The sequence below is a fragment of the Rhizobium aureum genome (genome assembly GCF_030182495.1).
Classification (GTDB): Bacteria; Pseudomonadota; Alphaproteobacteria; order Rhizobiales; family Rhizobiaceae; genus Rhizobium; species Rhizobium tropici_C.
Genome location: NZ_JAQJCI010000005.1, coordinates 237,198 through 254,471, shown reverse-complemented (window position 1 = coordinate 254,471; position 17,274 = coordinate 237,198). Strand labels below are relative to the sequence as shown.

Sequence of the window (17,274 nt, the reverse complement as noted above, 5' to 3'; positions counted from 1 at the left end):
ATTGAGAGACGAGCCTTAGCAAATCGAATCCGAAATCAAAAGCTTCGATCAAAGAACGGAATCATTTTGCGAACCGCTTCATAACGAAGATAAAGTCCGCCCCAGGCCATTACGCCGAGATAGACGCCGAACAGCAGATGCGAAAAGATCGGGCTGCCGACCCTCAAATGCGTCGCGATTGCGCCACCGAGCAGGCCCGTCAGCAGGATGGCGCCAAGGACCGACGTTCTCGGGATTGCATAGAGAATGGCGCAGCCGAGCGTGATGATACCAAGCAGCTGGGCCAGCGCCGGATCGGCAGAGTAGCCGAGCCCCGCCATCGTCTCGGTGACGACCGGAAGCGGAACGAGCTTGATCACGCCATCGAACAGCAGGAAGGCAACGACCAGTCCGCTCAGGATCATACCGGCCACGCGCTGCGCGCGCGTAACCGAAGGCAAAGATGAATCAGCTACATAAGACATTGCCATATCCTCCGGAATTGAATCGGAAATTCAGATCTTGGCCGCCAGTGCCGCGAGCTGATCGGCGCACTGGCTCCATCCCTGATGGAAGCCCATCTTCTCATGCGCCTCGCGATCCTCCGCGGACCAATGCAGGACGGTCGCGGTATAACGGGTCTTGCCGCCACCGAGATCGTCGAGCTGGATCGTCACCACCATGAAGGGCTTTGCCGACGGCACCCAGGCGCTGGTGAAAGCGTCGGTGAAGACGATCCGCTCATTGGGAACGACTTCCAGATAGACGCCGTTACCCGGATAATCCTCGCCTTCGGGGCTGCGCATGGTGATCGAGCTTGAGCCGCCGGATCGAGCGTCGATACTGGCTGCCGATACCGTCCACGGCAGTGGCGCGAACCATTGCTTCAGAAGCTCCACTTCGGTCCAGCAACGGAAGATCTTGTCTCGTGGTGCGTCGATGACGCGGGTCAGGGAAAGCTCGTGGCGTTGGCTCTGTTCAGTCATATCTTGCTCCTCTTTATTGTTTGACGCGGCCTGCTCGGCCCATACACGAATGACGTTCGAGCCTGCCGTTTCCCGACAGCACAGACGCAAATTTTTCGATTATTTTGTAGCTGCAAGAGCATCCGCGCTCAGCCGGTCGAGCTGATATCGGATATGGGCGGCCTCGGCAGGCGAACGGGCGAGCGCAATCGCCCTGTCAAAAGCGACACGCGCCTCTTGCGCGCGGCCGAGCTGCACAAGCAGGCCACCCCTGACGCCATGAAAGTAGAAATAGCTGTCGAGCTGTGCTTCCAGCGTCGCGATCAGCGCCAGAGCCGCCTCCGGCCCCTTCAGTTTGGAGAGCGCGACCGAACGATTGAGCGTGACGACGGGTGACGGCGTCAACCGCTCCAGCATCTGGTAGAGAAGGTCGATCTGCTCCCAATCCGTATCCTCGGCACGCTTCGCCCGCGAATGCAGCGCTGCGATCGCCGCCTGCACCTGATAGGGGCCGGGCTTGCGGTGGCGGATCGCTTTGTCGAGCAGCGCCAGCGCCTCGTCGATCAGCGTCCGATCCCAAAGCGAACGATCCTGATCTTCCAGAAGGATGATCTGCCCATTGGCATCGAACCGGGCATCCTTGCGCGATTGCTGCAGGAGCATCAGCGCCAGCAGCGCCATGGTCTCCGGCTCCGAGGGAAAGATCCGCAACAGAAGCCGGCCAAGCCGGATCGCCTCATCGGCGAAGGCGGCAGCCTCGCGATGCGTTCCACCGGCCGAATAGCCCTCGTTATAGATGAGATAGATCATGGCACTGACGAGTGCCAAACGTTCGCTGCGCTCGACCGCACCTGGCGTCTCGAAAGCAACTCCAGCGGCGGCGACCCGCGCCTTCGCGCGGGTTATGCGCTGCTCCATTGCGCTCTCGCTGACGAGGAAGGCCCGGGCGATCTGCTGCACCGAAAGGCCGGAAACGATACGCAGCGCCAGCGCGATCTGTTGCGTCGCCGGCAAATCCGGATGGCAGCAGATGAACAGCAACCGGAGGATATCATCGCGATATCCGGAGCCATCGAGCCGTTCGGCCAGATCGCTCTCCACATCACTCGTATCGGAGATCGCCTCTTCATCCGGCAGGCTTTGCAATCTGGCCTGTTTGCGCACCGTATCGATGCCGCTATTGCGGCCGACGAAGATCAGCCAGGCAATGGGATCGCGCGGCGGCCCCTTATCAGGCCAGGTCTTCAAGGCCCTGAGGCAGGCCTCCTGAAAGGCCTCCTCGGCGGTGTCGAGATTGCGGAAGTAGCGCAAAAGCGCGCCCATTACCTGTGGCCGGGCGTTGGTAAGCGCGATGTCGATCCAGGCAATGTCGGTCATGTTGCAACAGCTCCCGGCCGGAAGACGTAAAGCGGACGGATTTCATAGGAGCCGACGCCGGGATTGGCCGCGGCAAGCTCCTTCGAAAAGCCAATGGCTTCGTCAAGGGTTTCGAAGTCGACGACGTAGAAACCGAGCAACTGCTCCTTCGTTTCCGCAAAGGGGCCGTCGATCACGATCGGTTCGTTCTTGCCCTTGCGCAGGGTCGTAGCCGCCGTCGTCGGCATCAAGCGTGCCACCGGGCCAAGCTTGCCGGCCTCCCTGAGCGGTTCCTGCACGGCAATCAACCGCGCCATCGTCGCGTCTTCCTGTTCCTTGGACCAGGCAAACACGGTATCTTCGTCGTTGTAGCATAGGATCGCGTAAAGCATTGAGATTCCCTTCTCCCTTTAAAGACGAAGGAATATCACCTGCTCCGACAGGCTACGTCAAAAAATATCGAAGATGACCTCAGATGTTCCCATGCCGGATCGCCAGGATACCGGCCTTCGCATCAAGCTCCGCCACAGCGCCGATAAAAACGCTTGCCGGGCTATCGCCGTGCCCGAGCGGCAAGCCGCCGAGGATCGGCACCTTTAGTTCGGCCAGATGTTCGCGCAGGATATCGATCACCGAATAAGGGCGGTCGAATTCAAAGTTAGTAAACTGGCCGATAGCGACCCCTGCCAAACCATTTAGATGCCCCGCCTTGCGCAGCATGGTCATCTGGCGGTCCACCTGACCGCGATACATATGAACGGCTTCTAGCAAAAGAACCGCGCCATTCAAATCCGGCAGCGCCCAACCGGCCGAAGTCGCAACCGTATCCAGATTGCCGCCGATCAGTCGCCCTCTGGCCGTCCCGCCTGTCGTCAGACCGAACGTCGGTTCATGCGGACGAGCTTCGATGACGATATCTTCGGTTGTCATCATCGTCCGGCATAATGCCTCACGCGTGTAGGGGCTGACACCATCGTCATTCGGTCCGCAAAAGAAGGCTCCATGAATGCCGATCTGATGGCCACTCTTCAAGAGGCTGAGATGCAATACGGTGATATCGCTGAAGCCGATGACGAATTTCGGGTCGCGCCGCACAGCGGCGAAATCCAGTTTATCGGCAATCCGATACGACCCCTTGCCGCCGCGTGTCGTGAAAACCGCCCGAACCTCTGGGTCACGGAAAGCGCCATTGATATCCGACAGCCGCTCCTCGTCCGTGCCGGCAAGATAGTCTCGTTTATGAAAGGCATGTTCACCGAAATCGACCGTAAGCCCCCAGCCTTTCAGGATTTCAGCATGCCTCAGAACCATATCCCTGTCGGGCGAACTTGCGGGCGACACAAAGCGCACTTTGTCGCCCGGCCGTAGTGGCGGCGGCATCAGCATTGGACTGACCTCTGCGCAATCGAGTGATTCTAAGCCGCGATCTTGGCACGGAATCACGACCAGCGTCAGCTACAGATTGACCGTTGGCGAGCCCTTAGCTCAAGGGTTGATGACGGCCGCAGCCGTTATCGGTGCCGGCCGCTTGGCCTTGGCATCGGCATCCACCGTCCGACCGGCCCTCCCCCTGCCCGTCCATAGCGGCAGACCGACGGATTGCGAGACGCCGGGATCTGTGGTGAACACCGGATAGCCGCGCTCGAGAAGCCGCTCGAGAACCTCGCGGTCCTTGCGCACATGCAGCCGCGCCAGGTTCTCCGTATTGTAGACATGCCCGCCGGAATCGGGATTGATGCCGGTGATGATGACCTCGGTCGCGCCATTATAGAGCGCGAAGAGCACGGCGTTGATGCCGTTGGAGCATTTGTCGTCCGCGCCGAGCTCGCTGCACTTTACCCCGCCGACCCGGTCCAGCAGCGCCATACGCTTGTAGCGATTGACGATCTCCAGCTTGTCGTAGCTGTAATTGAAGCTCCGCAACCCCTCTTCCAGCCGCTGAAGCTCTTTCCGCCAGAGCAGGACGTAGAGCATCTTGGTCCGTTCGCCGTTCAGAACGCGGCGCACCTCGACGGCATTGGTGTTCGTACCTTCGATCTGATTAAACTGGACGAGCGTCACATCGGGCGCCTCGATCCCCCAGCCCTTCGTCACCGTCTGTGAACCATTAATAGTGATGACCTTGAAGCTTTCATCGAAATCCACCGGCTTGTTCGAAACCGGCGCCGAGCCGACGACCAGAACAGGCCCATCGAACCGCTCGGCCAGCATTGGCGGCTTCGGCCGAGTCAAATGATATTTGATCTGCCGGTAGTAATGTTTCTTCAGTTCAGAAAATTGAGCAGCCATTATTCGCTTTATCGTCTCTTAAGAAGGCGTCCGCCCTCGAGGAGTGCGGTCCGGCGAAATGTGGCCTGGAATCCTCCCTGAGCCACGAACAAGACAAGTATCGCTGCGTGCCCTTATATAAGCAAAATAAAGAAATCTTACACGATATAACCTGGGGTGAGCAGCCGATGAAGGCCGATCACCCCTGCCGTGTACTCAAGGTGCGCGACACCGCATTCTTCCAGCCTTTGAGCTTCGCGTTTCGGGTCTTGTCATCCATGCTGGGCTCGAACCGCCGGTCGCGCGCCCAGGCCTTGGCGAAGCCTGCGCGATCCGGCCAGACCCCGGCGCGGCTGCCAGCAAGCCAGGCGGCACCCAGTGCGGTCGTTTCGAGGATCGTAGGGCGGTCGACCGGTGCATCGAGCAGATCGGCAAGCCGCTGCATCGTCCAGTCGGAAGCGACCATGCCGCCGTCGACGCGCAGTACCGTCTCCTGTCCGTTGCCGTTGCGCCAATCCCTGTGCATGGCATCCAGCAGATCGCGAGACTGATAGCAGACGGCCTCCAGCGCCGCCCGGACGATTTCCTCAGGTCCGGTATTGCGTGTCAGCCCGAAGATCGCGCCGCGTGCATCCGGATCCCAATGCGGTGCGCCGAGGCCGGTAAAGGCCGGCACCAGATAAACCTCCTGCAGCGGATCGGCCTTGGCCGCCAGTTCGCCGGAATCCGAGGCGCGCTGAATGGCCTTCAGCCCGTCGCGCAGCCATTGCACGGCAGCCCCTGCGATGAAGATCGAACCTTCGAGCGCATAGGTCGTCTCGCCGTTCAGCCGGTAGGCGATGGTGGTTAGCAAGCGGTTTTTCGACCGCACCATGTCCGCGCCCGTATTGAGAAGCGCGAAGCAGCCGGTGCCATAGGTGGACTTCATCATGCCGCGTTCGAAGCAGGCCTGGCCAATCGTCGCCGCCTGTTGATCGCCGGCAACGCCGAGGATCGGGATTTCCGCGCCGAAATGCGTGGCATCGGTCACGCCGAAATCGTCGGCACAATCCTTCACCTCGGGCAGGATGGCAGCGGGAACGCGTAGGATTTCCAGTAGCTCCTCATCCCATTCGTTTCCGCCGATATTGTACATCAGCGTCCGCGAGGCATTGGTCGCATCGGTAACGAAGCTCTTGCCGCCAGTCAGCCGCCAGATCAGAAAGGTATCGATGGTGCCGAAGCACAGCTTGCCTTTGGCGGCAAGGGCACGCGCGCCCTTCACATTGGAGAGCAGCCAGGATAGCTTGGTGCCGGAAAAATAGGGATCGAGCAGCAGGCCGGTGCGGCGTGTGAAGAGCTTTTCGAGGTCCTGCCGCTTCAGTTTCTCGCAATAGCCCGCCGTGCGGCGGTCCTGCCAGACGATGGCATTATGGATCGGCTTGCCCGTCTCGCGATCCCAGACGACGACCGTCTCGCGCTGATTGGTGATGCCGAGGGCGGCAATGTCCTTGGCGGTGATGCCGGCAGCCTCAATGGCCTTGCGGACGGTGACGAGAACGGAGGACCAGATTTCTTCCGGATCGTGCTCCACCCAGCCGGGCTTCGGATAATGCTGAGTGAATTCCTTCTGTCCGACACCGGCAACCTTCATCTTGCCGTCGAAAACGATAGCCCGCGTCGACGTCGTTCCCTGATCGATCGCCAAGACATAACCGCTCATGCGTTCCTCCCGCCTATTGCATCCCGAAACAACAGATACGCGAGCAAAACGAATGTGAAAAGAAAGCAAAACGAAATTTTTCGCTGAAATATGCGCTTTCCTGTTCACGGCATCGTGGCCAAAGGGCCGGCAGCATTACGATTGCCATCTCCGCGGGTTTGGGACTAGGCTGAAACGGTTTTGCACTGCAGCAGGAAGCTGCGCTGTCCAAGGAGAAGATCATGGCAAGAACAGTTGTCGTCACCGGTTCCACAAGCGGTATCGGCCTCGCCATCGCGGCCGCCTTCGCCGCCAAGGGCGATAACGTCGTCATCAACGGCTTCGGAAAGCCCGAGGAAATCAACGCGATCAAGACCAAGCTCGAAGCTTCCGGCGGCGGCAAGGTGATCTATCATCCGGCCGACATGACGAAACCTGCCGAGATCGCCGATCTGATCGCGACCGCCAACGCCACCTTTAGCAGCGTCGATGTCCTCGTCAACAATGCCGGCATCCAGCATGTCGAGAAGATCGAGGATTTCCCGATCGAGAAATGGGATCAGATCATCGCGATCAATCTCTCCAGTTCCTTCCACACCATTCGCGCCGCCATTCCGCTGATGAAGGCGAAGAAATACGGGCGCATCATCAACATCGCTTCGGCGCATGGCCTGGTCGCCTCGCCCTTCAAATCCGCCTATGTCGCGGCAAAACATGGTATATTAGGTCTGACCAAGACGGCAGCGCTCGAGCTCGCCGAATTCGGCGTGACGGTGAACGCCATTTGCCCCGGCTACGTGCTGACCCCGCTTGTCGAAAAGCAGATCCCGGATACCGCCAAGGCCCGCGGCATGACCGAGGAGCAGGTCAAGAACGAAGTCATCCTCAAGGCCCAGCCGACGCACGAGTTCGTCAAGGCCGAAGAGATCGGCGCCCTCTCGCTCTACCTTGCAAGCGACGAGGCACGTCAGGTGACCGGCACGCACGTCTCGATTGACGGTGGCTGGACCGCGGAATAACCATAGACGGTTAGGGCCGGATTCGTCTGCGCATCCGGCCCCGACAAACGAATGATAAACGGGAACGACATGAGCGACAGCATCCGCTTTATCCTCAACGGCGAGGATATCACGCTATCCAGCCTGCGCCCCACCGAGACGCTGCTCGACTTCCTGCGCCTCAAGCGGCGGCTGACAGGAACGAAGGAAGGATGTGCGGAAGGCGACTGCGGCGCCTGCACGGTGCTTGTGGGACGCCTGATCGATGGTGGGCTGCACTATGAATCCGTCAATGCCTGCATCCGCTTCGTCGGCTCGCTTCATGCGACCCATGTCGTTACTGTTGAGCATCTCGCCGCCCGGAACGGCACGCTTCATCCGGTGCAGCAGGCGCTGGTCGATTGCCACGGCTCGCAATGCGGTTTCTGCACGCCGGGTTTCGTCATGTCGCTCTATGGCCTCTGGCTAACGACGGAAAAGCCGAGCCGGGCTCAGATCGAAAAATCGCTGCAGGGCAATCTCTGTCGATGCACGGGCTACGAGCCGATCGTCAAGGCGGCCGAGCAGGTCAGCCAGAAGCGGCCGAGCGCGCTCTTCGATCCTCTCGAAAAGACCAGAGCCGATATCATCGCCCGTCTATGGGCCATGCAGGGCGGCGATACCATCGAGATTTCCGAGGGCGAGGATCGCCTCATCGTGCCCGGCTCCGTCTCGGCACTGGCGCAGGTGCTTGCCGACGAGCCGACGGCAACTGTCGTTGCCGGCTCGACCGATGTCGGCCTATGGGTCACCAAGCAGATGCGCCGGCTGAACCCGGTCGTCTTCATCAATCATCTGACCGATCTGCAGAAGATCGTCGTCGAAGACGCAGGGCTGACCATCGGTGCCGGCGTCACCTACAGTCGCGCCTTTGTTGTGATCGGCGAAAAGATCCCGGCATTCGCCAACCTCATCGACCGCATCGGCGGCGAGCAGGTGCGCAACATGGGCACTATCGGCGGCAATATCGCCAACGGCTCGCCGATCGGCGACACGCCGCCGCCGCTGATCGCGCTCGGTGCAACGGTGACGCTGCGCTCGACTGCCGGCACGCGCAGCTTGCCCTTGGAAGATTTCTTCATCGACTACGGCAAGCAGGATCGCAATCCCGGCGAGTTCGTCGAGAATATCTTCGTACCCTATCCTGCCGAAGATGCGCATTTCGCCGTCTACAAGATCTCCAAGCGCCGCGACGAGGATATTTCGGCCGCCTGCGGCGCCTTCCATCTGTCATTGGATGCTGACGGCAATGTCGAAGATATCCGTATCGCCTTCGGCGGCATGGCCGGCACACCGAAACGCGCCCGCACGGTCGAGGCAGAATTGATCGGCAAGCCCTGGACGGAGGCGACGGTTACCGCCGCACGCGATGCCTTCGACAGCGATTACACGCCGCTGACCGATTGGCGCGCCTCGGCTGAATACCGCCAGCTGACCGCCAAGAACCTTCTCATCCGCTTCTATCTTGAGACATCAGGCGCGCCGCAGGAATTGAAGCGTTTCGAGGTGCTGGCATGATGACGAATTGCGAATTTATTCGACCATATTTCCTGGACACGGCATGGCACCTTTCGCCGGACGACGGCAGCCGCTTCCTTCCCCCTTCTCCCCTCGGAGAGAAGGGGCCCGAAGGGCGGATGAGGGGGTTACGCGGCAAAGAGCAAGCATCCTTTCATCTGGTTTCGGCACATGCATCGCTTTGCGATGCATCCCCCTCATCCGGCCTGCCGGCCACCTTCTCCCCGCTGGGGAGAAGGGAAACCGCGGAGGCCTGAGCCATGGACAAATCCACCTTCGAAGAGCGTAAGGTCATCAACGGTTCGATGCATGGCTCGTTGCGCCATGATTCCGCCCACAAGCATGTCACCGGAGCCGCCGATTATATCGATGACCTTCCCGAACCGGCCGGCCTGCTGCATGGCGCGCTCGGCCTTTCCGACCGTGCTCATGCCGAGATCGCCGGCATCGATCTCTCGGCTGTCAAAGCATATCCGGGCGTCGTCTGGGTCTTCACGGGCGCCGATATTCCCGGCGTCAATGACACCAGCTCCAACGGCATGCATGACGAACCGCTGCTTGCCGAGACCAAGGTCGAATTCCACGGGCAGCCGATCTTCGCCGTCATCGCCGAAACCAGAGATGCCGCCCGGCGTGCCGCCCGCCTCGCCAAGATCGATTATCGTGATCTGCCGCATTGGAGCGATATCGACGGCGCGCTCGTCAATGGCGCACCGCTTGTCTACGAACCGATGACGCTGAAGCGCGGCGAACCCGAAACCGAGATGGCCAACGCCAAGCACCGCATCAAGGCGCAGATGCGCATCGGCGGCCAAGAGCACTTCTATCTCGAAAGCCACATCGCCATGGCGATCCCCGGCGAGGACGACGAAGTCGCCGTCTGGTCGTCGACGCAGCATCCGAGCGAAATCCAGCACATCGTCGGCCATGTCTTGGGGATCCCGTCCAATGCCGTCACCGTCAATGTACGCCGCATGGGCGGCGGCTTCGGCGGCAAGGAAACACAGGGCAACCAGTTCGCAGCGCTCGCCGCCGTCGCCGCCAAGAAGCTTGGCCGCGCCGTCAAATTCCGCCCCGACCGCGACGAGGACATGAGCGCGACCGGCAAGCGACACGACTTCCTCGTGGATTACGAGGTCGGCTTTGACGACGACGGCCGCATCAACGCCGTCGACGCCACCTACGCCGCGCGCTGCGGCTTCTCCTCCGATCTTTCCGGCCCAGTCACCGATCGCGCGTTGTTCCATGCGGATTCCAGCTATTTCTACCCGCATGTGCATTTGGTCTCAAAACCGCTCAAGACGCATACCGTCTCCAACACCGCCTTCCGTGGCTTTGGCGGCCCGCAGGGCATGGTCGGCGGCGAGCGCATGATCGAGGAGATCGCCTATGCGCTGGGCAAGGACCCGCTCGAAATCCGCCGCGCCAATTTCTATGGCCAGCCGGGCTCCGGCCGAACGCTGACCCCCTATCACCAGGAGGTCACCGATAACATCATCAACCGCGTCGTCGACGAGCTCGAACAGACATCCGACTATCAGGCGCGCCGCAGCGCCATCATCGCGTTCAACCGCTCCAGCCGCTTCATCCGCAAGGGCATCGCGCTGACGCCGGTGAAATTCGGCATCTCCTTCACCATGACCGCTTTCAACCAGGCCGGCGCTCTGGTGCACATCTATCAGGATGGCTCCATCCATCTGAACCATGGCGGCACCGAAATGGGCCAGGGCCTCTATACGAAGGTGGCGCAGGTTCTGGCCGACAGCTTCCAGGTCGATATCGACCGGGTGAAGATCACAGCGACAACAACAGGCAAGGTGCCGAATACATCGGCGACGGCCGCCTCATCCGGCTCGGATCTGAACGGCATGGCCGCCTTCGATGCCGCTCGCCAAATCAAGGAAAGGCTCGTCGCCTTCGCTATCGAGAAATGGGATGTGGGCGCGGAAGACGTGCAGTTCCTTCCCAACCGCGTGCGCGTCGGCGAGGTGGAAATTCCCTTCGCGGAGTTCGTCAAGCAGGCCTATTTCGCCCGCGTTCAGCTTTCCGCTGCCGGCTTCTACAAGACGCCGAAGATCCATTGGGATCGCAAGGCCGGCCGCGGCACGCCCTTCTACTATTTCTCCTATGGCGCCGCCTGCTCGGAAGTGTCGATCGATACGCTGACAGGCGAATATCTGATCGACCGCACCGACATCCTTCATGATGTCGGCCGCTCCCTCAACCCGGCGATCGACATCGGCCAGGTCGAAGGCGCTTTCGTACAAGGCATGGGCTGGCTGACGACCGAGGAGCTCTGGTGGGATGCCAAGGGCCGGCTGCGTACGCACGCGCCGTCCACCTACAAAATCCCCCTCGCCTCCGACCGGCCGAAGATCTTCAACGTCCGGCTGGCGGAATGGTCCGAAAATGCGGAGGCGACCATCGGCCGCTCCAAGGCCGTAGGTGAGCCGCCCTTCATGCTCAGCATATCCGTGCTGGAGGCCCTATCGATGGCGGTCGCCAGCGTCGCGGATTACCGCATCTGCCCGCGCCTCGATGCCCCTGCAACGCCGGAGCGCGTGCTGATGGCGGTCGAGGGGCTGAAGGGGATGTAATTGTCCTCCCGCCAAAGGAGGGAGCTACATTTGACGCAGCCCCCTCTGACATCTCCCCCTTGTGGGCAGGGCTATCGCATATGGAGGCGGACGAGCACCATAAGCTCCTCTCCCCTTGGGGAGAAGGGGGCCCGAAGGGTCGGATGAGGGGGTTATCTATTTGAATTCATGAATTTTGGTGGTCTTGGCGGCCACCCCTCATCCGCCTGGCGGCGCCTTCTCCCCGCTGGGGAGAAGGGGGGTGCGCACTCTCCACATATCAACGGTCTCCACTCATGACTTACAGCAGCGACCTATCGTCATAATGCGGCTCGCGCCCATCGAGAAATCCAAGGTCGCGCTTTAGGCGGTCCGGCATGTCGTCGAGATCCAGATGCAGCGAGGGCTCTGCATGCTTGACGAGGGCCTGCGCCAACGATTCCAGAAGACGAGCCAGAATACCGGGCCTTGCGGTTTCTGCTTGTTCCACGACATAGCAATCCATGACAACACCTCAGTCAGATCAGCGATATGAATTGCAGTTTGGCGCGAAAAATGCTGAAATTCCAATCGAACTATCGTCTGGATACATAAAGAGAACTTATCCATGAAGCTCTCAAAGCGCTTCCCGCTGAATGCCTTGCGCGTCTTCGAAGCCGCAGCCCGGCTCGGCAGTTTCACCCGCGCCGGCGAAGAGCTTGGCATGACGCAGACGGCGGTCAGCTATCAGATTAAGTTGCTTGAAGAGACGACGGGCGAGCCTCTATTTCTGCGCCGCCCGCGGCAGATCCTGTTGACCGAGGCCGGGGAACAACTCGCACCGAAAGTCGCGGAAGCCTTTGCTATGCTGCAGGAGGCGATGGCCTCCATCAGCGGCGACGCCGAAACGACGCTGCGCATTCATTCGACACCCACCTTCGCCTCGCAATGGCTGGCTCGTCATGTCGGATCGTTTCAGCTCAAGCATCCGAATATCGCCGTCCGGCTGGACACTTCAGCCTCGCTCATCGACTTCGCCCGGGAGGCCTCCGACATCGCCATCCGTGCCGGGCGTGGCCAGTGGCCGGGACTGCGCGCGCATCTGCTGATGAAGGTCTATTTTACGCCGATGCTGAGTCCAGCGCTCGCTGAGACGGTTGGCGGCATTCACGAGCCGGCAGATCTCCTGAAGCTTCGCATCATCGACGCAGGCGATCCATGGTGGGCCCAATGGTTTAGGGAGGCCGGCGTTCCCGACCCCGGCCTTCAGGGCCGGCCGCGCAGCAGGCTCGGCGCCCAGTCCTTCGAGGCGAGCGCCGCATTGGCCGGCCAGGGTGTCGCTATCCTCACTCCGGAATTCTATGCGGATGATCTGGCTTCTGGCCGACTGATCCAGCCCTTCGATATTCTTTCATCCGACAATACCGACTACTGGATCGCCTACCCCGAAAACAGGCGCCATACGCCGCGCATCCGCGCCTTCCGGGATTGGATCCTCGGCGAATTCGGCATGCCGCTGGAGTAATTCCAGGAAATCCGCGCAGCAGCTATCACTCCAAAACCAGCGGAAATAACGAGATAGCTGCGCCACTTTCCAGTGCTTAGTAAGCCATGTCGGGGGCATAAAAGCAGCGCGGCGTGTTTTCATCCGGGAACAGACAGAGATGATAGGCTCCGTCCGGCGAGCGCATCGTTTTCTGCTGTGGCAGATTAAAGATGTGCGCGTGCGTTACGTAGCGATGGTCGCCGGGATTGAGCGTCACTCGATAGCCGCCAGGCACGATGGTAACGGTGCGCGCCGGGATCATCTCGCAATCACCTGTCTTGCTGTCGCCATTGCAGCAATAAGGGTCGTAAGTCCAGCCGGAGGGCGCCTCATGCGCCAGGGCGAAGGCTGTAGAGAGAAGAAAAAATACGAACGCCAGAATACCTCGCATGGGCAATTCTCCGTCGAAAAAAATAGGTGGCCGCCGCGGACACGGCCCGCTCCAAGCAGCCGAAGGCATTTTATTAAAAAACTGCCACAATCTGATCTAATGCATCCTGGGCGCTAGACAAGGCCGCGGCTTTTTACCGACATATCAAACACCCCTCTTCCATACGCTCTCAACATTTTGCAAGGTGTCGAGTCGGAGGAAGAAAAGGGGAACTGAATGTATGAATACGCCATAGCGTGGGAGTGGCTCGCCTTTGCTGCCCGCTGGTTCCACGTCATAACCGCCATTGCCTGGATCGGTTCGTCCTTCTACTTCATCGCGCTCGATCTCGGGCTGGTGAAGCGCCCGCATCTTCCGCCCGGCGCCTATGGCGAGGAATGGCAGGTCCACGGCGGCGGCTTCTATCATATCCAGAAATATCTCGTCGCCCCCGCGCAGATGCCGGAGCATCTGACCTGGTTCAAATATGAAAGCTATTTCACCTGGCTTTCCGGCTTTCTGATGCTGTGCATCGTCTATTACGGCGGCGCCAATCTCTTCCTCATCGACCGGCATGTGCTCGACGTCAGCGTCCCCGTCGCCATCCTGATCTCGCTTGCCTCGCTTGCCGGCGGCTGGATCGTCTACGATCTGCTCTGTAAATCGCCGCTCGGCAACAATACCTGGGGGCTGATGATCGTGCTCTACGCCGTCCTGGTCTTCATGGCCTGGGGCTATACGCAACTCTTCACCGGCCGCGCCGCCTTCCTGCATCTCGGCGCCTTCACCGCGACGATCATGTCAGCCAACGTCTTCATGATCATCATTCCCAACCAGAAGATCGTCGTCGCCGACCTCATTGCCGGCCGCACACCGGATCCAAAATACGGCCGCATCGCCAAGCAGCGCTCGCTGCACAACAACTATCTGACGCTGCCCGTCATTTTCTTCATGCTATCGAACCACTATCCGCTGGCCTTCGGCACGGCCTATAATTGGGTGATAGCGGCGCTGGTGTTCCTGACGGGCGTCACCATCCGCCACTGGTTCAACACAACGCATGCTCGCAAGGGCCGCCCGACCTGGACCTGGATTGTCACAATCGTCCTCTTCATCATCATCATGTGGCTTTCGACCGTTCCGAAGGTGCTGACCGGCGAGAAGGAAGCCAACGCGATCGCCCCCGCCTTCCAGCAGTTCGCCTCGGACGCCCATTTCCCGGCGGTCAAGCAAATGGTCTCCGCGCGCTGTTCCATGTGCCATGCGGCCGAGCCTGTCTATGAGGGGATTGTGCGTGCGCCGAAAGGCGTAACGCTGGAAAATGACGCGGAAATCGCTATGCATGCCCGGGAGATCTATATCCAGGCCGGCCGCAGCCATGCCATGCCGCCCGGCAACGTCACCGACGTCACACCGGAGGAGCGCAAGCTGCTGGTCGCCTGGTTCGAAAGCTCCATCGGAGAAAAGAGCCAATGACCACCCTTCTGCGCGGCCGCCTGCTTTCCTTCAAGCGCCTGCCGCAAAGCCTCGATGATACCGACAGCTACGTTTATGAAAGCGATGGCGGCCTGCTGATCGAAAACGGCTTGATCGTCGCGACCGGGGCCTATGCCGATATCAAGGCGCACGCCCCGAAAGGCATAACCGAGATCGACCACCGTCCGCATCTCATCCTGCCCGGCTTCATCGACATGCACCTGCATTTCCCGCAGATGCAGGTGATCGCCTCCTACGCCGCCAACCTTCTGGAATGGCTGAACACCTATACATTCCCCGAGGAATGCCGTTTCGTCGAAAGCGCACATGCGGAGCGTATCGCCAAGCATTTCTATGACGAGATGATCCGCCACGGCACGACGACGGCCGTTGCCTATTGTTCGGTCCATAAAACCTCCGCCGACGCCTATTTTGCCGAAGCCATCCGTCGCAACATGCGCATGGTCGGCGGCAAGGTGATGATGGATCGCAACGCCCCGCAGGGCCTCCTTGATACGCCCGAGATGGGCTATGACGAAACCCGTCAGGTGATATCGGACTGGCACGGCAAGGGCCGCAATCACGTTGCCATCACGCCGCGCTTCGCGATCACCTCCACACCGGCGCAGATGGAGGCAACGGCCGCGCTTGCCGGCGAATTTCCGGACCTGCATATCCAGACGCATCTTTCCGAGAATCACGACGAGATCGCCTTTACCTGCGAGCTCTATCCGGACGCGATCGACTACACCGATATCTATGCCCGCTACGGACTGCTCGGCCCCAAGAGCCTGTTCGGCCATGCGATCCACCTTTCCGACCGCGAAGCCGATGCCATGAGCGAGGCCGGTGCGGTTGCGGTGCATTGCCCGACCTCGAACCTCTTCCTCGGCTCCGGCCTCTTCCCGCTGAAGGCGCTCGCTCGTCGCGAGAAGCCCGTTCGCATCGGCGTCGCCACCGATATCGGCGGCGGCTCCAGCTATTCCATGCTGCGCACGATGGACGAGGCCTACAAGATCCAGCAGCTGCTCGGCGAGCGACTGAACCCGCTGGAAAGCTATTATTACATGACGCGCGGCAATGCCGAGTCCCTCTCCCTCGTCGACAAGATCGGCACGCTCGATGCCGGCACTGAAGCCGACCTGATCGTCCTCAACGCGGCCGCGACGCCGGCCATGGCGCTGAAGATGGAGGTGACGAAGAGCCTTACCGAAGAGCTGTTCCTGCTTCAGACCATGGGCGACGACCGGGCGGTCATCGAAACCTATGTTGCTGGAAAGCCGATGAAATCCATCCTGCAATGAGGCAATCCCAACCCACCTCCATATAACCTTCCGGAAGGCAAAGAGCCATGACCGTGCCGCTGACCATCGCCGAATTGAAAACGCTTGCGCAGCGGCGCGTGCCGAAAATGTTCTTCCAATATGCCGATTCCGGCTCCTGGACCGAATCGACCTATCAGGCGAACGAGGCGGATTTCGCCAAGATCAAGCTGCGTCAGCGCGTGCTCGTCGACATGTCCGGTCGGTCGGTCGCAACCACGATGGTCGGTCAGAAGGCCTCCATGCCGGTGGCGCTGGCGCCGACGGGGATGACCGGCATGCAGCACGCCGATGGCGAAATGCTGGCGGCGCGGGCGGCGGAAGAGTTCGGCATCCCCTTCACGCTCTCGACCATGAGCATCTGCTCGATCGAGGACATCGCTTCGGTCACGAAGCAGCCTTTCTGGTTCCAGCTCTATGTGATGAAGGATCGCGATTTCGTCCTGAACCTGATCCATCGCGCCAAGGCGGCAAAATGCGCGGCGCTGGTGCTGACGGCAGACCTGCAGATCCTCGGCCAGCGCCATAACGATATCCGCAACGGATTGTCCGCGCCGCCGAAAATGACGGCAAAAAACCTCTGGCAGATGGCGATGCGACCGGGCTGGTGCATGGGCATGCTGAAGACCAAGCGCCATTCCTTCGGCAATATCATCGGTCATGCCAAGGATATTTCCGACATGACGACGCTGTCGCACTGGACTCATTCGCAGTTCGACCCCAAGCTCTCCTGGAGCGATGTCGCCTGGATCAAGGAGCAATGGGGCGGCCCGCTGATCATCAAGGGCATTCTTGACGTCGAGGATGCGAAGGCGGCCGTCGATACCGGCGCAGACGCCATCATCGTCTCCAATCATGGCGGTCGCCAACTCGACGGCGCCCACTCCTCCATCAGCATGTTGCCGCGGATCGTCGACGCGGTCGGCGACAAGATTGAAGTGCATATGGATGGCGGCATCCGCTCGGGCCAGGACGTGCTCAAAGCCGTCGCACTCGGCGCCAAAGGCACCTACATCGGCCGCCCTTTCCTCTATGGTCTGGGCGCCATGGGCAAGGAAGGCGTAACGCTCGCGCTAGAGATCATCCGCAAGGAGCTGGATATTTCCATGGCACTCTGCGGCAAGCAGGATATCAAGGCGGTGGATCGGTCGATCTTGGCTGACCTTTAAAAGCGCATGCCGTTACCGCAAAACCGCTGCAC

Annotated in this window: 16 protein-coding genes; 7 read left to right on the top strand and 9 right to left on the bottom strand. The window is 60.3% G+C overall.

What is annotated here, in order from left to right; translation table 11 throughout:
- Window positions 1-35 precede the first annotated feature (35 nt).
- From PH552_RS15345 to glpK, 7 genes are all read right to left on the bottom strand, one after another.
- A complete protein-coding gene (locus tag PH552_RS15345; protein WP_112340625.1) occupies window positions 36-464 on the bottom strand; it encodes a DoxX family protein in 429 nt (142 codons plus the stop codon).
- A 30-nt stretch (window positions 465-494) separates the two neighbouring features.
- On the bottom strand, window positions 495-965 hold the full coding sequence (locus PH552_RS15340; RefSeq protein WP_113251075.1) for an SRPBCC family protein: 471 nt from the start codon (window positions 963-965) through the stop codon (window positions 495-497).
- A gap of 99 nt (window positions 966-1,064) precedes the next feature.
- The gene (locus tag PH552_RS15335; protein ID WP_112340623.1) at window positions 1,065-2,321 is read right to left on the bottom strand and encodes an RNA polymerase sigma factor; all 1,257 of its coding nucleotides are present in this window, start codon (window positions 2,319-2,321) and stop codon (window positions 1,065-1,067) included.
- Window positions 2,318-2,692 (bottom strand): YciI family protein, encoded by a 375-nt coding sequence (locus PH552_RS15330; RefSeq protein WP_112340622.1) that lies wholly within the window; start codon window positions 2,690-2,692, stop codon window positions 2,318-2,320. Before PH552_RS15330 ends, PH552_RS15335 begins: the two co-directional genes overlap by 4 nt.
- Before the next feature lie 79 nt (window positions 2,693-2,771).
- Window positions 2,772-3,680: a S66 peptidase family protein gene (locus PH552_RS15325; RefSeq protein WP_112340725.1), complete on the bottom strand. Its 909-nt coding sequence runs from the start codon at window positions 3,678-3,680 to the stop codon at window positions 2,772-2,774.
- A gap of 105 nt (window positions 3,681-3,785) precedes the next feature.
- Window positions 3,786-4,589: a membrane-anchored protein gene (locus PH552_RS15320; protein ID WP_112340621.1), complete on the bottom strand. Its 804-nt coding sequence runs from the start codon at window positions 4,587-4,589 to the stop codon at window positions 3,786-3,788.
- 178 nt (window positions 4,590-4,767) lie between these two features.
- Complete coding sequence (gene glpK, locus PH552_RS15315) at window positions 4,768-6,270, bottom strand: glycerol kinase GlpK (protein WP_112340620.1); 1,503 nt, start codon at window positions 6,268-6,270, stop codon at window positions 4,768-4,770.
- Between the two features lie 221 nt (window positions 6,271-6,491).
- Here glpK and PH552_RS15310 point away from each other — a divergent pair, with 221 nt between their 5' ends.
- From PH552_RS15310 to xdhB, 3 genes are all read left to right on the top strand, one after another.
- Window positions 6,492-7,268 (top strand): 3-hydroxybutyrate dehydrogenase, encoded by a 777-nt coding sequence (locus tag PH552_RS15310; RefSeq protein ID WP_112340619.1) that lies wholly within the window; start codon window positions 6,492-6,494, stop codon window positions 7,266-7,268.
- Between the two features lie 69 nt (window positions 7,269-7,337).
- A complete protein-coding gene (gene xdhA / locus PH552_RS15305) occupies window positions 7,338-8,804 on the top strand; it encodes a xanthine dehydrogenase small subunit (RefSeq protein WP_112340618.1) in 1,467 nt (488 codons plus the stop codon).
- 260 nt (window positions 8,805-9,064) lie between these two features.
- Window positions 9,065-11,401 (top strand): xanthine dehydrogenase molybdopterin binding subunit, encoded by a 2,337-nt coding sequence (xdhB, locus tag PH552_RS15300; protein WP_112340617.1) that lies wholly within the window; start codon window positions 9,065-9,067, stop codon window positions 11,399-11,401.
- Window positions 11,402-11,681: 280 nt separating this feature from the next.
- Here xdhB and PH552_RS15295 read toward each other — a convergent pair whose 3' ends face one another.
- On the bottom strand, window positions 11,682-11,885 hold the full coding sequence (locus PH552_RS15295; protein WP_112340616.1) for a hypothetical protein: 204 nt from the start codon (window positions 11,883-11,885) through the stop codon (window positions 11,682-11,684).
- Between the two features lie 102 nt (window positions 11,886-11,987).
- Between PH552_RS15295 and PH552_RS15290 the strand changes: the two genes are divergently transcribed.
- A complete protein-coding gene (locus PH552_RS15290) occupies window positions 11,988-12,884 on the top strand; it encodes a LysR substrate-binding domain-containing protein (protein ID WP_113251073.1) in 897 nt (298 codons plus the stop codon).
- Between the two features lie 76 nt (window positions 12,885-12,960).
- Here the strand turns inward: PH552_RS15290 and PH552_RS15285 are convergent, their stop codons facing one another.
- Window positions 12,961-13,296 (bottom strand): hypothetical protein, encoded by a 336-nt coding sequence (locus PH552_RS15285; RefSeq protein WP_112340614.1) that lies wholly within the window; start codon window positions 13,294-13,296, stop codon window positions 12,961-12,963.
- A 216-nt stretch (window positions 13,297-13,512) separates the two neighbouring features.
- On the opposite strand from PH552_RS15285, the gene puuD reads away from it, so the two are divergent.
- From puuD to PH552_RS15270, 3 genes are read left to right on the top strand one after another with little or no spacing between them, the layout of a single operon-like run.
- Window positions 13,513-14,751: a urate hydroxylase PuuD gene (puuD, locus tag PH552_RS15280; protein ID WP_112340613.1), complete on the top strand. Its 1,239-nt coding sequence runs from the start codon at window positions 13,513-13,515 to the stop codon at window positions 14,749-14,751.
- Window positions 14,748-16,055, top strand: coding sequence for a guanine deaminase (gene guaD / locus PH552_RS15275; RefSeq protein ID WP_112340612.1), 1,308 nt, complete (start codon window positions 14,748-14,750; stop codon window positions 16,053-16,055). The genes puuD and guaD overlap by 4 nt, the downstream gene beginning before the upstream one ends.
- 47 nt (window positions 16,056-16,102) lie before the next feature.
- Complete coding sequence (locus PH552_RS15270; RefSeq protein ID WP_112340611.1) at window positions 16,103-17,242, top strand: alpha-hydroxy acid oxidase; 1,140 nt, start codon at window positions 16,103-16,105, stop codon at window positions 17,240-17,242.
- Window positions 17,243-17,274 lie beyond the last annotated feature (32 nt).

Coding starts and splice junctions, on each gene's coding strand:
- PH552_RS15290 (WP_113251073.1), top strand. CDS start 11,988: ATGAAGCTCTCAAAGCGCTTCCCGCTGAATGCCTTGCGCGTCTTCGAA.
- PH552_RS15310 (WP_112340619.1), top strand. CDS start 6,492: ATGGCAAGAACAGTTGTCGTCACCGGTTCCACAAGCGGTATCGGCCTC.
- xdhA (WP_112340618.1), top strand. CDS start 7,338: ATGAGCGACAGCATCCGCTTTATCCTCAACGGCGAGGATATCACGCTA.
- PH552_RS15320 (WP_112340621.1), bottom strand. CDS start 4,589: ATGGCTGCTCAATTTTCTGAACTGAAGAAACATTACTACCGGCAGATC.
- guaD (WP_112340612.1), top strand. CDS start 14,748: ATGACCACCCTTCTGCGCGGCCGCCTGCTTTCCTTCAAGCGCCTGCCG.
- PH552_RS15325 (WP_112340725.1), bottom strand. CDS start 3,680: ATGCCGCCGCCACTACGGCCGGGCGACAAAGTGCGCTTTGTGTCGCCC.
- PH552_RS15285 (WP_112340614.1), bottom strand. CDS start 13,296: ATGCGAGGTATTCTGGCGTTCGTATTTTTTCTTCTCTCTACAGCCTTC.
- PH552_RS15335 (WP_112340623.1), bottom strand. CDS start 2,321: ATGACCGACATTGCCTGGATCGACATCGCGCTTACCAACGCCCGGCCA.
- PH552_RS15295 (WP_112340616.1), bottom strand. CDS start 11,885: ATGGATTGCTATGTCGTGGAACAAGCAGAAACCGCAAGGCCCGGTATT.
- PH552_RS15330 (WP_112340622.1), bottom strand. CDS start 2,692: ATGCTTTACGCGATCCTATGCTACAACGACGAAGATACCGTGTTTGCC.
- PH552_RS15270 (WP_112340611.1), top strand. CDS start 16,103: ATGACCGTGCCGCTGACCATCGCCGAATTGAAAACGCTTGCGCAGCGG.
- PH552_RS15340 (WP_113251075.1), bottom strand. CDS start 965: ATGACTGAACAGAGCCAACGCCACGAGCTTTCCCTGACCCGCGTCATC.
- xdhB (WP_112340617.1), top strand. CDS start 9,065: ATGGACAAATCCACCTTCGAAGAGCGTAAGGTCATCAACGGTTCGATG.
- glpK (WP_112340620.1), bottom strand. CDS start 6,270: ATGAGCGGTTATGTCTTGGCGATCGATCAGGGAACGACGTCGACGCGG.
- puuD (WP_112340613.1), top strand. CDS start 13,513: ATGTATGAATACGCCATAGCGTGGGAGTGGCTCGCCTTTGCTGCCCGC.
- PH552_RS15345 (WP_112340625.1), bottom strand. CDS start 464: ATGTCTTATGTAGCTGATTCATCTTTGCCTTCGGTTACGCGCGCGCAG.